Genomic DNA, 14,026 nt, shown 5'->3' on the forward strand with positions numbered 1-14,026 from the left:
CGTACACATGAATATGATAAATGTTGAAATAGTGACTCCTGAACGGATTGTTTACAGCGGGGAGGCCAGAGCTGTCGTCGCAAGTGGTGTAGAAGGATCGATTGGGGTCTTAGCGAATCACGTTCCATTAGTTACCCCCTTAGAGATTGCGCCTGTTCAGGTGAAAAAACCATCTGGCGAAGATCTGCTGGCAGTAAGCGGCGGGTTCATGGAAGTGCGTAAAGATAAAGTAACGATTCTTGCTACAACCGCCGAACTACCTGAGGATATCGATGTTACGCGAGCCCAGGCTTCGAAAGAACGCGCGGAACGCCGTTTACAACAAGCCAATCGTGATAGCCTAGATATTAAACGAGCGCAACTTGCTTTGCAACGAGCTCTGATTCGCCTGCAAGTGGCGGCGAAAGCGGTCAAAACAAACTAGTCACGAAACATTGTTATTCTGTTTCAAACATATATTTTCAAAAAAAGCGTAAGAGGCTGACTCCTAAGATAGTGGAGACAGCCTCTTTTTATATTGTCGGTCAGCGATCGAGCGAATCCTCTCTTAACCCAAGACTCCTAACTCAAGCATCCTCTCAACTTGAAAAAGCCCCATATTTAATGATAGCAACGTATCTTTTTAGCGCTTTTGACTTAAATTGTATTCGAATTTTAATTAATTAGCTTTAATCTAGCCGATCAATCCGCATGAATAAGGCGGGTATAACATACGATGGTTATCGGTTTAGCGAACTTCCAAGTTATTTCCAAATTTCTCGTTTTGTTCACGCCTGCTAAATGATATTAATTACGTGTGAATTGATATTGATTATGTCAATAATAAAATGCGCTTTAAATGTGCTGGGAACGCGCAAATGAACCAATTTGATACTTTATGTTTCAATATTTTTGTTATAATGGGGGTGAGGTAACTTCATGAACATTTTGTGAACGATTGACAAAAAAGAAGGGGGAGATTAGTTAAATTTTCTTCTGATTTCATGTTAGACACAGAACATGGGCAGTGCTATACTATTAAAGGTACTTTAAAGTTCACAATGTTGTAAACTTTAGAGCCGAAACATTACTGGTAATGGAGGAAAGAGCAATGGCTGATTTATACTCCAATAATTACCTTATAGTCGCCATATTTTTTCTATTAGGAATCATCCTTCCCGTTGGAGCGTTAACTTTTGGACGATTTTTACGTCCACATAACCCAACTCCTGAGAAAGAAGCTACGTATGAGAGTGGGATGGTGCCAATTGGCGGCAGTAGGGTACAGTTTCACATCAGATACTACTTGTATTGCTTACTATTCGTTGTATTTGATGTAGAGACAATCTTTTTATATCCGTGGGCCGTAGCCTATAGAGAGTTAGGACTTTTTGCCCTCGTCGAGATGCTGATTTTCATTACACTACTGGGTATTGGTTTAATCTATGCCTGGAAAAAGAAGGTGTTAGAATGGGAGTAAATCTAAATCTAGAAGATATCACGCCGGAAGAACGAGAAGAACTGAAGCGTAATGTTTTTGTGACGAGCTTAGATCAGCTCAAGGCATGGTCCCGCAGTAACTCAATTTGGCCGCTCACTTTCGGGTTAGCGTGCTGCGCGATTGAGATGATGGCAACAGGTGGAGCCCACTGGGACTTTGACCGATTCGGAGTTCTATTCCGAGCTTCTCCGCGCCACGCTGACTGCATGATCGTTGCAGGAACGGTAACGAAGAAGATGGCTCCAGCTGTGCGTCGTCTTTACGATCAAATGCCTGAGCCAAAATACGTAATCGCAATGGGTGTTTGCGCAACTGCGGGCGGTCCATATGTGAACGCCTATTCGGTTGTAAAAGGCGTAGACCAAATCGTGCCTGTCGATGTGTATATCCCTGGTTGTCCGCCAAATCCAGCAGCGCTTATCTACGGTGTAAATAAATTGCAAGAAAAGATTCGTTGGGAAGCAAAGACTGGAAAGAAGGTGACCAGTCAGTGAGCCAAGACGAAAAAAAGGCCGCAGCAGCAAAAGCTCGTGAAGAAGCGATGAAGAAGCTGCAAGCAAAAAAAGAAGCGGAAGCTACTGCGGGCGCGCAACAAGCGGCTGACAAGCCAATCAGTGAAATGACCGAGGAAGAGAAGAAAGAAGCGAAGGCGAAAGCCGCCGCGGAAGCGAAAGCCAAGGTTACCGCCGCCGCGAAAGAGAAGGCGGAAGATACGGAACAGCAGCCGACAAGCAGTGGGTCAGCGGATGATAAAGCGAAGGCTGCCGCAGCAGCCAAAGCCAAGGCCGCTGCTGCTGCGAAAGCCAAAGCCGCCGCTGCTGCTAAGGCGAAAGCTCAAGCAGCGGGTGATGGAGCCGCCGACGCTGGAGATGACAAGTCGAAAGCCGCTGCCGCCGCCAAGGCCAAAGCTGCTGCTGCCGCCAAGGCCAAAGCCGCCGCTGCCGCGAAAGCCAAAGCTGCCGCAGGGGGTGGAGGAGCCGCCGACGCTGGAGATGACAAGTCGAAAGCCGCTGCTGCCGCTAAGGCCAAAGCCGTCGCCGCAGCTAAAGCCAAAGCCGCTGCCGCCGCGAAAGCAAAGGGCGGAGCTGCCGTTGAAGACGAAGAACCGAAACAACCATCTCCAAATCAATCCACGCTTGATAAGTTCGTGAAAATCATTTCCGAGCGAGTTGGTGAGGATGCGATTGAAGAGTCTTACATTCGCGAAGAAAGCAAGCATATGCCGACGATCGTCATCAAACGAGATAAGTGGTTGGAAGTGGCGAGCTTATTAAAAGAACATCCTGAACTTAAGTTTGATATGGTGCAAAATTTACTTGGCATTGACTTTAAAGAGCATATGGAATCCATCGCGTATTTCACTTCCTATACGCACCGTCATTCCTTATGTATTCGGGTGAAAACCCCAGATCGAGAGGATACCAAGATCGCTTCGATAGCAAATCTTTGGAACAGCGCGAACTGGCATGAACGCGAAACGTATGATTTGCTTGGCATCGAATATGTAGGTCATCCAGACTTACGCCGAATTCTTTTGACGGATGACTGGGTGGGGCATCCTCTTCGTAAAGATTATGAGCAATTTGACGAGGAGGTTTGATCCGTATGGCACAATTAAAGACCGAAGAAATGATTCTCAATATGGGGCCGCACCATCCTAGTACACACGGCGTTTTACGCTTGATTTTAAGGCTAGATGGTGAGATTGTGAGAGATTTGGAACCTGTGATTGGTTATCTCCACCGCGGCACTGAAAAGCTGGCTGAAGACTTGAACTATACGCAAATTATTCCTTATACAGACCGCATGGACTACCTTGCCGCGATGTTGTCGAACTATAACTTGGTGCACTGTGTTGAAACCGCGCTAGGCTTAGAGATTCCAGAGCGGGCGGAGTACATTCGTATTATTGTTATGGAGTTGCAACGAATTGCGAGTCACTTAGTTTCCTGGGGAACGTATTTACTTGACCTTGGAGCGACAACGCCATTCCTAATTGCGTTTAAAGATCGGGAAACAATCCTTGATTTCTTTAATGAACTCAGTGGAGCTCGTTTAACGTATAACTATATGCGTGTGGGCGGCGTGAAATGGGATGTGCCAACAGGTTGGATTGAAAAAGTGACCGAATTTGTCCAGTACATGAAAAAAGAACTGGATGGCTATCATCAGTTGGCGACAGGAAATGAGATTTTCTTGCAGCGTACCGTCAACGTTGGCGTTTACAGCGCGGAAATGGCGACCGACTATGGCTTAACAGGCGTTATGGCCCGTTGCGCTGGGGTCGATTGGGACTTGCGTCGCGATGAACCGTATTCGATTTATGATCGCTTTGAATTCGATGTTCCCGTTTCAAATGATGGTGATTGTTTCTCTCGTTACATGCTTCGTTTGCTTGAGATCGAACAATCATTGCGTATTTTGGAACAAGCTTTAGAACAATTCCCGAAAGAGGGCGACATCTTGGCCAAAGTGCCGCGTGTGATTCGTCCGCCAGCTGGGGAGTGCTATACACGCATTGAAAGTTCTAAAGGAGAACTCGGTACGTACATCTATAGCGAAGGAAGAGATAAACCTTATCGATTGAAATTCCGTCGTCCATCTTTTTGTAACTTGCAGATCCTACGGGACATTTCGATCGGGGAAAGTATCGCCAATGTCGTTGCTATTTTAGCGAGCACCGATATTGTGTTAGGGGAGGTTGACGCTTAATGGGAGCGTATCTAGCTCAACCGTTAACCTGGAGTAATGCGCTTATATTTATTATATCGCCAATTATCTTACTGGCTCTCGTGCTTGGATATGTAACGTATGCGATCTACGCGGAACGGAAAATTCAAGGTTGGATTCAATTAAGACATGGTCCGAACCGACTAGGACCCGCTGGATTGTTGCAGACCGTTGCTGACGTATTAAAGCTATTGATAAAGGAAGACGTTATTCCAAGACTAGCGGATAAACCGCTGTTTATCTTGGCGCCGATACTCGCGTTTGTGCCTTCATTTGCCGTTTTGGCGGTTATGCCGTTTACCGAATCGATCCACTTTGCGGATCTTGGGGTCGGAGTCCTATATTATATCGCGGTCGCTGGAATTACAACGCTCGGCGTGATGACCGCAGCTTGGGCTGGAAATAACAAATATGGGATTATCGGCGGGATGCGGGCCGCTGCGCAAATGATCAGTTACGAAATTCCGTTGATCTTGTCGCTTGTCGGGGTCATCCTAATGACAGGAAGTCTGAACCTGATTGAAATTGTGAAAAAGCAAGAAGAAATGGGTTTTTGGTTTTTCATCCCGCAAATCGTGGCGTTCGTGATCTTTATCATCGCTTCGCTTGCGGAATTGGTGCGGACTCCGTTTGACTTAGTAGAAGCCGAGCAAGAATTGATTGCGAGTCATATGACAGAGTATAGTGGATTCCGAATGGCGTTCTTTATGCTTGCTGAGTACGTCTACATGTTCGGAATGGCGTCAATCACAACCGTTGTATTTTTAGGAGGATGGCTGCCACCATTCCAATTCCTATCGTTTATTCCCGGAATTGTGTGGTTCGGATTGAAGTTCTGCGCGATGATCTTCTTCTACATGTGGTTGCGGGCGACGATGCCGCGTTTGCGAGCGGACCTACTCATGCAAATGGGATGGAAGATACTCTTGCCATTGTCTCTGCTCAATCTATTTGTTACAGCCCTTCTAATGGAATTCTTATAAAAGGATTTTCTTAGGTAGCCGACTGTTCGTGAGGTCGGAGCCAAAATATAAGGGGGAAATTTAAATGCTAGGATTAGCAAAAGGATTAGCTTATACCTTAAAGACGTTGACGGCCAAAAAGGTAACCCATGCCTATCCGGATGAGCCATACATTATGCCGGACCGATTTCGCGGGATTCAGCACTTTGATCCGGAAAAATGCATTGTTTGTAACCAATGCGCGCGCATTTGCCCAACACAATGCATCGATTTGACTGGGAAGAAGTCAGAAGATCCGAATAAAAAAGGAAGAGTTATCAATACGTACGATATTAACTTTGAACTTTGTATTTTGTGTGACCTATGCACAGAAGTTTGCCCGACCGAAGCGATTGTGATGACGAATAACTTCGAGTTGGCGACCTACAGCCGCGACGACTTATTTAAAGATATGAAGTGGCTTCACGACAACAATACCAATGTGCGAAAGGAACAGCATTAAATATGAGCTTACAATTCATAGCGTTTTTTATCCTTTCATTGGTAACCGTTGGCGGATCGGTGTTTATGATTAGCTTTGGACAACAAGTTATCCATCAAGTTATCGCTTTAGCTTTTAGTTTCTTAGGAATTGCCGGGTTATTCTTTCTGTTGGACGCGGAGTTCGTTGGAATCACGCAAATTCTTGTGTACTCTGGATCGATCACGATTCTCATGTTATTCGGGATCATGTTAACGAGACATGACCCTGAACCCGAACAGACAAAAAAGGGACCTAGAATCTTCTCATTTGCTGTTGTCGCCGCTTTTTTCGTGATCATGTTCATCGGAATTCAGTCGATGAATATTATTGGCGAGCCTGCTGTTTACTCGGGTCAGTCTAATGTTAAAGAAATTGGGTTGCAATTGTTTACGGAAAATGTGATTCCTTTTGAGCTTACCTCCGTGCTACTACTCGTAGCGATGGTTGGCGCCATCGTTCTAGCCAAGAGGGAGGCGGATGATCAATGAGTGTACCTTTAACCTCATATTTACTCGTCGCGTTAATTTTGTTCAGTGTTGGACTTTATGGCGCCTTGACGAGACGTAATGCTGTGATTGTATTACTATCCATAGAATTGATGCTGAATGCGGTCAATATCAACTTTGTCGCCTTTGCTAAGTATGGTGTACTGGCTAACCTAACAGGTCAGATCTTCTCCTTGTTCAGCATCACGCTTGCGGCTGCGGAAGCGGCGGTAGGTGTGGCGATTATAATCTCCCTATACCGCAATCGCGCAACCGTTAATGTGGATGAGATGGACTTATTAAAACGTTAAGGGGAAGAAAGCAGTCTCTACTTAGGCTACTTCCTTCTCTCACTTAGAAGAGGAAGGGTGAAATCACAAAAATGATGTCCAACGCATGGTTGATTCCTCTTTTTCCGCTCCTGGGATTCCTGCTGTTGCTTGCCTTCGGACGCCAATTGAAGGAAGCATCCGCTTACGTCGGAATTCTTGCTGCGTTAGCCGGCTTTGTACTCGCGCTCGGCGTGTTTTTCGGGCGATTTGCCGCAGGGGCAGAGGATTATGTATTTGCGTTTCACTGGTTAACCTTTGGAGACAAAGGTGTTCAAATGGGTTTTGTCGTTAACCAGCTTAATGCGATGATGCTGGTCATCGTCACGTTTGTTAGCTTGCTAGTTCATATTTATTCAAAAGGATACATGCAAGGGGACGAACGTTTCCCAGTTTATTATTCATATCTTGCGTTGTTTACCTTTTCCATGTTGGGATTGGTTATTTCTCCGAACTTATTGCAAGTATTTATTTTCTGGGAGCTTGTCGGTGTCTGTTCTTTCTTACTCGTAGGGTTTTACTTTGAAAAGCCTGAGGCGAGAGCAGCCGCTAAAAAAGCGTTTATTGTTACGCGAATCGGGGATATTGGGCTCTTTATCGCAACAGCGCTCGTATTCTGGTTTGTGGGTAGTTTCGAATTTAGTGAAATTTTTGCAGCGGCTAAAAACGGAACGATGGAATCTTGGCAGATCACACTGATCGGTATTCTCGTCTTTATTGGCGCCGTCGGTAAATCTGGACAGTTCCCGTTGCATACGTGGTTGCCGGACGCGATGGAAGGTCCGACACCTGTTTCAGCGTTAATTCACGCGGCAACGATGGTAGCGGCTGGGGTTTACCTCGTAGCAACCATGTTCCCATTATATGAAGCATCGGTGACTGCTAGTTTAGTCGTCGCTTATATCGGTGGAATCACCGCCATCTTTGCCGCATCAATCGGGATTACGCAACGCGACATCAAGCGTGTGCTTGCCTATTCCACAGTCAGTCAGCTCGGATTCATGATGTTGGCTCTAGGGATGGCGTCTGTAGCTGGTTATGTGGCTGGTACATTTCACTTGATGACGCACGCCTTTTTCAAAGCGCTATTGTTCTTAGGGGCAGGAAGCGTAATTCATGCTGCGCATACGCAGGACATTTTCGAAATGGGCGGCTTGTTTAAGAAAATGCGTGTGACCGGAACGGTCTTTTTAATCGGTTGCTTAGCGATCGCAGGGGTACCTCCGTTTTCGGGATACTTCTCAAAAGAAGAAATTATCGGAGCGGTATACAGTCAAGGACATATCGGCCTGTTTGTCGTGGCGATCGTCGCCGCCTTCTTTACCGCGTTTTATATGTTCCGGTTGTTCTTCGTGACCTTCACAGGCAAACCGTTGAGTGAGGAAGCGCGTCAAGCGGAAGAATCGCCATTGGTGATGACAGTTCCGATGATCTTGCTTGCGATTCTCGCGATTTCTGCGGGGTGGATCAACCTACCGGGTTCCCAGGCGCTTGGTAACTGGATGACAGATGGGGCGGTTGGAGCGGCAGGACAACATGCGCCAGGTTGGGTTGCAATTTTAGCGACAGCGATTTCGCTCTTCGGGATTTTACTTGCGTACTTAATGTACGGGAAAAAGTCCATTTCCAACGAAAAAGCGGCAAGCGCGTTTGGCGGATTGTACAACCTGTCATTTAAAAAGTATTTTATTGATGAGATTTACGATGTTGTGTTTGTTCGTTCATTACGGGCGATTGGTCGCTTCTTGACCGTCGTTGATGTGTATATTATTGATGGTTTCGTGCGCCTTGTCGGAGCCTTTACACGTGAATTGGGACATGCGGGGCAACGGGTTCAAAATGGTCAAGTTCAAACGTACGGAGCAGTTGCTTTACTAGGCATCGTCTTGCTCGTGATCGGCTTGACGTTCGTGAGGGGGTTTTAGGATAACATGGACATGGAAAATAATATGTTCTTAACGTTACTCACATTTTCACCTGTGATCGGTCTCGTCCTTTTAGCCTTTATCCCGCGAGCGCAAGTGGGAGCATTAAAATTGATTGGTATTTTAGCGACCATTCCACCGATCATTATGTCGTTAATGATGTACGCTGGTTTTGATTACACACAACCGGGCTTACAGTACGCGCAAAATGTGAGTTGGTTCTCGATTCCAGTTGATCAAATGGCCTTCCCAGTTGCTTATCAATTGGGTGTTGATGGGCTATCGATGCCGCTCGTGTTACTCGCTTCAATCATCGGCTTTTTCGCCGCGATTGCGGGAGCGGTCTTTATCAAAAAGCGTTGGAAAGAATTCTTCATCTTATTTATGATCATGTTGATCGGGATGTTAGGAGTCTTTACGTCGCAAAACTTATTCTTGTTCTTCATCTTCTTCGAGATGACGTTGATTCCGATGTTCTTTATTATGGGCATCTGGGGCTTCGAGCAACGAGAAAAAGCGGCAATGAAATTCTTACTCTATAACGGGGTCGGATCCGCGATCATGTTAATCGTGTTTGTTGCCCTGTTTATGAATGTATGGTCACTTAGCTTTGTAGAAATTAAAGAAGCGTTAACGAATCCAATTTCACCATTTAACATTCAGGAATCGCCAAGCTACATTACGGCGGGGACGCGTCTCGGATTCTTCATCGCCTTGCTAATTGCGTTTGCGATTAAAATGCCGATTGCGCCATTGCACACATGGATGGTGACCGCTTATCGCGAATCGCCAGCGCCTGCGGTGCTCGTTTCTTCCGGGGTGTTAATCAAAATTGGAGCGTACGGTTTGCTTCGTTTCAACGTGGGCTTCTTCCCTGAAGCGGCTCAACAGTTAGCAGGATTTTTAGCGGCGCTCGGCGTGATCAACATCATTTACGGCGCGTTGCTCGCTTTAGTGCAAAAGAATCTGAAACTCGTGCTGGCCTACTCCAGTTTGAGTCATATGGGAATTGTGTTGCTTGGAGTCGCCGCGATGAATACAGTCGGTTTCCAAGGGGCGATCTTCCAAATGGTGTCGCACGGACTCGTCGCCGCATTACTCTTCTTTATCGTCAGCGTCATTTTCGAACGGACGTCGACAGACGAACTTTCAGATTTAGGCGGATTGGCCAAATCGATGCCATTCTTAGGCGGGATCTTCTTAACCGCAGCAATGGCTTCAGCCGGTCTACCTGGAATGTCAGGATTTATTAGTGAATTTACCGCATTTCTCGGATTGTTTAAAGAAATGCCAGTGCTAGCCGCGATTGGTACGTTAGGGATCATTTTTACAGCCGTATACTTACTTCGCGCGGTATTGGGAACGACATACGGTCCAACACCTGAACGTTGGCTGAAATTAGCAGATGTTCAACCATTAGAAGCGTTACCGATGATCATCGTGCTTGGCTTCATCGTTCTCATCGGGGTTTATCCTTCTGTCCTTAGTGAACCGATGCAGGCTACACTACAAAATATTGTTCCAAGGATAGGAGGGTGAACCGATGGAAAGCAGATGGGGTCCTTTGGCCCAATATGATTGGTCGGTAATGGCACCCGAATTTACCATCTTAGCGGTCGTTACATTGATGACATTAATCGGTCTATTCACTTCAAGCGTAAAGGATCGCCGCTTTATAGGGTGGTTGGGAATCTTAGGTTGTATCGTTGCGGCATGGTTCGTATTTCAAAATGTGGGCGGCGGCGTTGTCGAGATTTTGCATGGCTCGTTCCGCGTAGACGCCTATGGAAATATATTTAAACTGATCTTTTTAGCGGGAACAGCAGTTACCTTGTTGATGTCCATGAACTACATCGGTGATGGAGAAGAAATTCAGCATCAGGATGAATTCTATTACCTAGCATTAACAGCCTTGCTTGGAACGATGTTCATGGCATCATCCGCTGACTTAATCACGTTATTCGTTGGGTTGGAGTTGCTTTCAATTTCATCTTACATTTTAGTTGGAATTCGAAAGAACAACTTACAATCGAACGAATCCGCGTTTAAATACTTGATCAATGGGGCGATTGCTTCGGCGATCACCTTGTACGGAATTAGTTTCTTGTATGGATTAAGCGGTACAACGAATATCTTCTTGTTGGCAGAGCGCTTGCCGGAAGCGTTTATGGCAGGGAACCAGTTCATGATTTACCTGGCTTTCTTCCTACTGTTTATTGGATTGTCGTTCAAAATCGCGGCGGTTCCTTACCACATGTGGGCTCCAGATGTGTACCAAGGAGCGGCAACGCCAGTGACAGCATTCTTATCGGTTGTTTCAAAAGCGGCTGGATTCGCGTTAATCTTGCGTGTTGTCATTACGTCGTTTATCGGTGTTGTCGATTTTGGAAGCGACGGAGGAGAACCCGTTGGGATGATCGACGAGATTATGTTGATAGTCGGAATTCTAGCGGCAATCTCGATGATTGTTGGAAACACGATGGCTTTGCGCCAATCAAACGTGAAGCGAATGATGGCTTATTCCTCCATTGCCCAAGCGGGTTATCTGTTGGTGCCATTCGCAACGTTTACCGTGCTTATGTTTGAACAAACCGTATTCTATTTAATCGCCTATTTAATGATGAATATGGGGGCGTTCGCGATCATAATGATCGTTACGCGTGACCGCGATTCTGAGGACATTAGCGCCTTTGCTGGACTCTATCACCGTTCGCCATTATTAGCGATTGCAATGACCGTCTTCTTGCTTTCATTGGCGGGAATCCCGATTTCAGCTGGATTCTTCGGTAAGTTTTATATTTTCATGAGTTCGCTCGTCATGCAAAACTACTGGCTAGCGGGAATCATGGTCGCAACAAGTGTGGTCTCGTACTTCTATTATTTTGGAATTATCAAACAGATGTACATGCGTCCTGGAGAAACGGATAGCCGTTTGGCTGTGCCAGCTTCGATCATCGTCATCGTTGTGTTGGCGTTTATCGGAACGGTTGGCGTCGGATTAGTGCCGGGAACATTGCTAGACTATATTCACACGAACTTCCCGTTTGCGGAAATGATTATGGCGGCGAAGTAGGAATAAAAGCAAATACCTTATATGAAAGACCCTCTTGTTCGTGAGCGGATGAGGGGGTTTTTTGATGCAAAAAAAAGAAGAAAAAACCTCCCTTCCATTAAAAAACGGGGAAAGAGGTTTTTCTTTTTAAAACGAGGAATTGAACGTGGCGTTCTTAGGAATAGGTAATTGTCGTGTTAATAAAATGATTCGCGTCCAAAATTAACCTGTAGTTTACTCTGATAACCGTTCATCATATCCTTTAATTCTTGGTTGCTCACGGTAATATTTTCAACATTGTTCATCACCTGATCACAACATTTAAGTAAAACTGAATCCGTCAAAACTTCTTTACCACACGAGATACAATGGAAACGAAATAAAGTATTCATGGAAAAAACACACCTAACCTTCCTTCATACAATGGCCAAAAAACCTGCATTTTAAGAAACAATGTTTCTACATACGAAATAACGAATTACGAGATATATTTATGCAGATGCGCGCTGATTCATGTATACTAAATATGGAGTTCTTTGCGAAATTATCAAATGATAGTGAAAGCTGAATGAAATAAAGGCTACCCGTTGGGATTGAAGTTTTTGGAGGCGTATTTAAAATGGCCGCTTTTACTAAACAATATTGTGGGTGGATGTTTGGCATAAAAATGGCTCAGATCGATCTGATTTAAACAGGGGCCTGCGAACATGAATCCAACCACTGTTAGCCCCATTTGCGCAGACTACTTACGTAGAGTTATCAATGGGATCAAAAATAGCTCATAAACTTCGGCGCTACTAGGATTTGCCACGGACTTAGCTTTTATACATAGTGGATTCATAAAGGTAATCACTTTTACTAAACGATGTTGTGGGTGTGACGGCTTACCTGGGTGGAGGGACGGGCATGGCGAATGGGGCGCTACAACGTCTTGGCTATGCGCGCCAAGGTCTTAACTCCCGTTACAAGTGGCTGATTCGGATTGAATCGCGCTGTAAAGGTCAAAACTCCCGCTGCATGTGAGGGGATCTGCTTTTGTCGCGTGTTGCCACCTTGTAAAGGTCTTAACTCCCGTTACAAGTGGCTGATTCGGATTGAATCGCGCTGTAAAGGTCAAAACTCCCGCTGCATGCGTGGGGATCTGCTTTTGTCGCGTGTTATCATGTTGCAAAGGTCTTAACTCCCGTTACAAGTGGCTGATTCGGATTAAGCGCGCTGTAAAGGTCAAAACTCCCGCTGCATGCGTGGGGATCTGCTTTTGTCGCGTGTTATCATGTTGCAAAGGTCTTAACTCCCGTTACAAGTGGCTGATTCGGATTAAATCGCGCTGTAAAGGTCAAATCTCCCGCTGCAAGCGTGGGGATCTGCTTTTATCGCGTGTTGCCATCTTGTAAAGGTCAAAATTCCCCGTTGAAGTCATAGTTGTTGGATCGCGAGAAGACGCTGGCTCGAATAGCAGCCTTTTGTAACATAGGGAAGCGGCCCCCCTTTTTTGATCGGCAAAACAGGTTCTTTTATTATCGAACTTATTCTTATTATTTCAATATGCAAAGTTGAGTTCCTGTTATGCTGATTTAAAAGTGGGATATGCGAATTAAAATGAGTTGCGCCGATTAAAACGGTGTTATGCGGATTGGCTCCAACTTGGGCGGGTGGGCCCGACAGAGCTAACTTATTAGGAACTCTGGCCAGATTGAGCCACCCACAACACTGTTTAGTAAAAGTGTGCATCGCATAAACAAACTGGCGCCTGCTTGCGCTTGAACGGCATGCTACCTCCCAAGGCCGACCCACAACACTATATAGTAGTAAAAGTGGGTACCCGTATAGTTACGCGCCAGCAAGCCAGCTGAACGCCCTTGACTAGTGGGAGGCCGCCTCGTCCACGCCCGCCACAGCCACCACGCCGCCAAACTACCCCATCACCGCCAACATAGAAAGGATGCGAGTGGAAAAATGGGTTTTCATCGTTGGAAGCGGGTTAGCAGTAAAATAACCTACCATGAGCGGTTTATCCGCGCTCGAAAAGATGAGCTGGAATCTCCCACAGGGGAGCGGACTGATTATGTTTATTTAGAGGATCCGACGCCGGGTACGGTTATTGTGCTGGCGATCTCCGCTGATAAGCAAATTCCGCTGGCAAAACAGTATCGGTATCCAATCGGCGATTTTCAATACAACCTGCCTGGCGGGGTGATCGATCCAGGGGAAACGCCTTTACAAGCGGCTCAGCGCGAGTTGAGGGAAGAAACGGGATTGACCGCCGCAGACTGGAGCGAGGTGGGCAACTATCATCCGATGGCTTCCCATTTTACGAGGACCGCTCATTTTTTTATCGCCAAAAATGCGCGGCAAACGACCCATAAACAGTGGGATTGTTACGAAGAGATTGAGGTGGTGTGGATGCCTGCCGAACAAGCCGTCGAAAAAATACTGAGCGGGGCTTTCAACGACCTTGAGCTTGCTTTTGCGATTTTATTTGCGAAAACAAAAGGTTTCTTTGAATAGATATATGGGTTAGATGTCACCGTCACAAAAAG

The 14,026-nt window shown here is 45.9% G+C and carries 14 protein-coding genes; 13 read left to right on the plus strand and 1 reads right to left on the minus strand.

Going from position 1 to position 14,026, the window contains the following annotated elements:
• The first annotated feature begins 7 nt into the window (after positions 1-7).
• The 12 genes from BEP19_RS14165 (at position 8) to nuoN (ending at position 11,507) form a co-directional block, all read left to right on the plus strand.
• Entirely contained in the window at positions 8-424 is a 417-nt protein-coding gene (locus BEP19_RS14165) for a F0F1 ATP synthase subunit epsilon (RefSeq protein ID WP_120190560.1), read from the plus strand.
• A gap of 666 nt (positions 425-1,090) precedes the next feature.
• Positions 1,091-1,459 carry an NADH-quinone oxidoreductase subunit A gene (locus BEP19_RS14170; protein ID WP_120190561.1) on the plus strand — a complete coding sequence of 123 codons (369 nt, stop codon included), beginning with the start codon at positions 1,091-1,093 and terminating at the stop codon, positions 1,457-1,459.
• A complete protein-coding gene (locus tag BEP19_RS14175) occupies positions 1,450-1,974 on the plus strand; it encodes a NuoB/complex I 20 kDa subunit family protein (protein ID WP_120190562.1) in 525 nt (174 codons plus the stop codon). Before BEP19_RS14170 ends, BEP19_RS14175 begins: the two co-directional genes overlap by 10 nt.
• On the plus strand, positions 1,971-3,080 hold the full coding sequence (locus tag BEP19_RS14180) for an NADH-quinone oxidoreductase subunit C (RefSeq protein ID WP_245983573.1): 1,110 nt from the start codon (positions 1,971-1,973) through the stop codon (positions 3,078-3,080). Before BEP19_RS14175 ends, BEP19_RS14180 begins: the two co-directional genes overlap by 4 nt.
• 5 nt (positions 3,081-3,085) lie before the next feature.
• Positions 3,086-4,192 (plus strand): NADH-quinone oxidoreductase subunit D, encoded by a 1,107-nt coding sequence (locus BEP19_RS14185; protein WP_120190563.1) that lies wholly within the window; start codon positions 3,086-3,088, stop codon positions 4,190-4,192.
• Positions 4,192-5,193, plus strand: a complete 1,002-nt coding sequence (nuoH, locus tag BEP19_RS14190; RefSeq protein ID WP_120190564.1) for an NADH-quinone oxidoreductase subunit NuoH — start codon at positions 4,192-4,194, stop codon at positions 5,191-5,193. Before BEP19_RS14185 ends, nuoH begins: the two co-directional genes overlap by 1 nt.
• 64 nt (positions 5,194-5,257) lie before the next feature.
• Positions 5,258-5,674 (plus strand): NADH-quinone oxidoreductase subunit NuoI, encoded by a 417-nt coding sequence (gene nuoI, locus BEP19_RS14195; protein ID WP_120190565.1) that lies wholly within the window; start codon positions 5,258-5,260, stop codon positions 5,672-5,674.
• Between the two features lie 2 nt (positions 5,675-5,676).
• Positions 5,677-6,183: an NADH-quinone oxidoreductase subunit J gene (locus tag BEP19_RS14200; RefSeq protein ID WP_120190566.1), complete on the plus strand. Its 507-nt coding sequence runs from the start codon at positions 5,677-5,679 to the stop codon at positions 6,181-6,183.
• Positions 6,180-6,491, plus strand: a complete 312-nt coding sequence (gene nuoK, locus BEP19_RS14205) for an NADH-quinone oxidoreductase subunit NuoK (protein WP_120190567.1) — start codon at positions 6,180-6,182, stop codon at positions 6,489-6,491. Before BEP19_RS14200 ends, nuoK begins: the two co-directional genes overlap by 4 nt.
• 71 nt (positions 6,492-6,562) lie before the next feature.
• Complete coding sequence (nuoL, locus tag BEP19_RS14210) at positions 6,563-8,434, plus strand: NADH-quinone oxidoreductase subunit L (RefSeq protein WP_120190568.1); 1,872 nt, start codon at positions 6,563-6,565, stop codon at positions 8,432-8,434.
• A 12-nt stretch (positions 8,435-8,446) separates the two neighbouring features.
• A complete protein-coding gene (locus tag BEP19_RS14215; protein ID WP_120190721.1) occupies positions 8,447-9,973 on the plus strand; it encodes a complex I subunit 4 family protein in 1,527 nt (508 codons plus the stop codon).
• Between the two features lie 4 nt (positions 9,974-9,977).
• The gene (gene nuoN / locus BEP19_RS14220) at positions 9,978-11,507 is read left to right on the plus strand and encodes an NADH-quinone oxidoreductase subunit NuoN (RefSeq protein ID WP_120190569.1); all 1,530 of its coding nucleotides are present in this window, start codon (positions 9,978-9,980) and stop codon (positions 11,505-11,507) included.
• 931 nt (positions 11,508-12,438) lie between these two features.
• Here the strand turns inward: nuoN and BEP19_RS17410 are convergent.
• On the minus strand, positions 12,439-12,657 hold the full coding sequence (locus BEP19_RS17410; RefSeq protein WP_147393802.1) for a hypothetical protein: 219 nt from the start codon (positions 12,655-12,657) through the stop codon (positions 12,439-12,441).
• Positions 12,658-13,442: 785 nt separating this feature from the next.
• Here BEP19_RS17410 and BEP19_RS14230 point away from each other — a divergent pair.
• Entirely contained in the window at positions 13,443-13,994 is a 552-nt protein-coding gene (locus BEP19_RS14230; protein ID WP_120190571.1) for an NUDIX hydrolase, read from the plus strand.
• Positions 13,995-14,026: the final 32 nt, after the last annotated feature.

This window comes from Ammoniphilus oxalaticus (genome assembly GCF_003609605.1).
GTDB classification, from domain to species: domain Bacteria; phylum Bacillota; class Bacilli; order Aneurinibacillales; family RAOX-1; genus Ammoniphilus; species Ammoniphilus oxalaticus.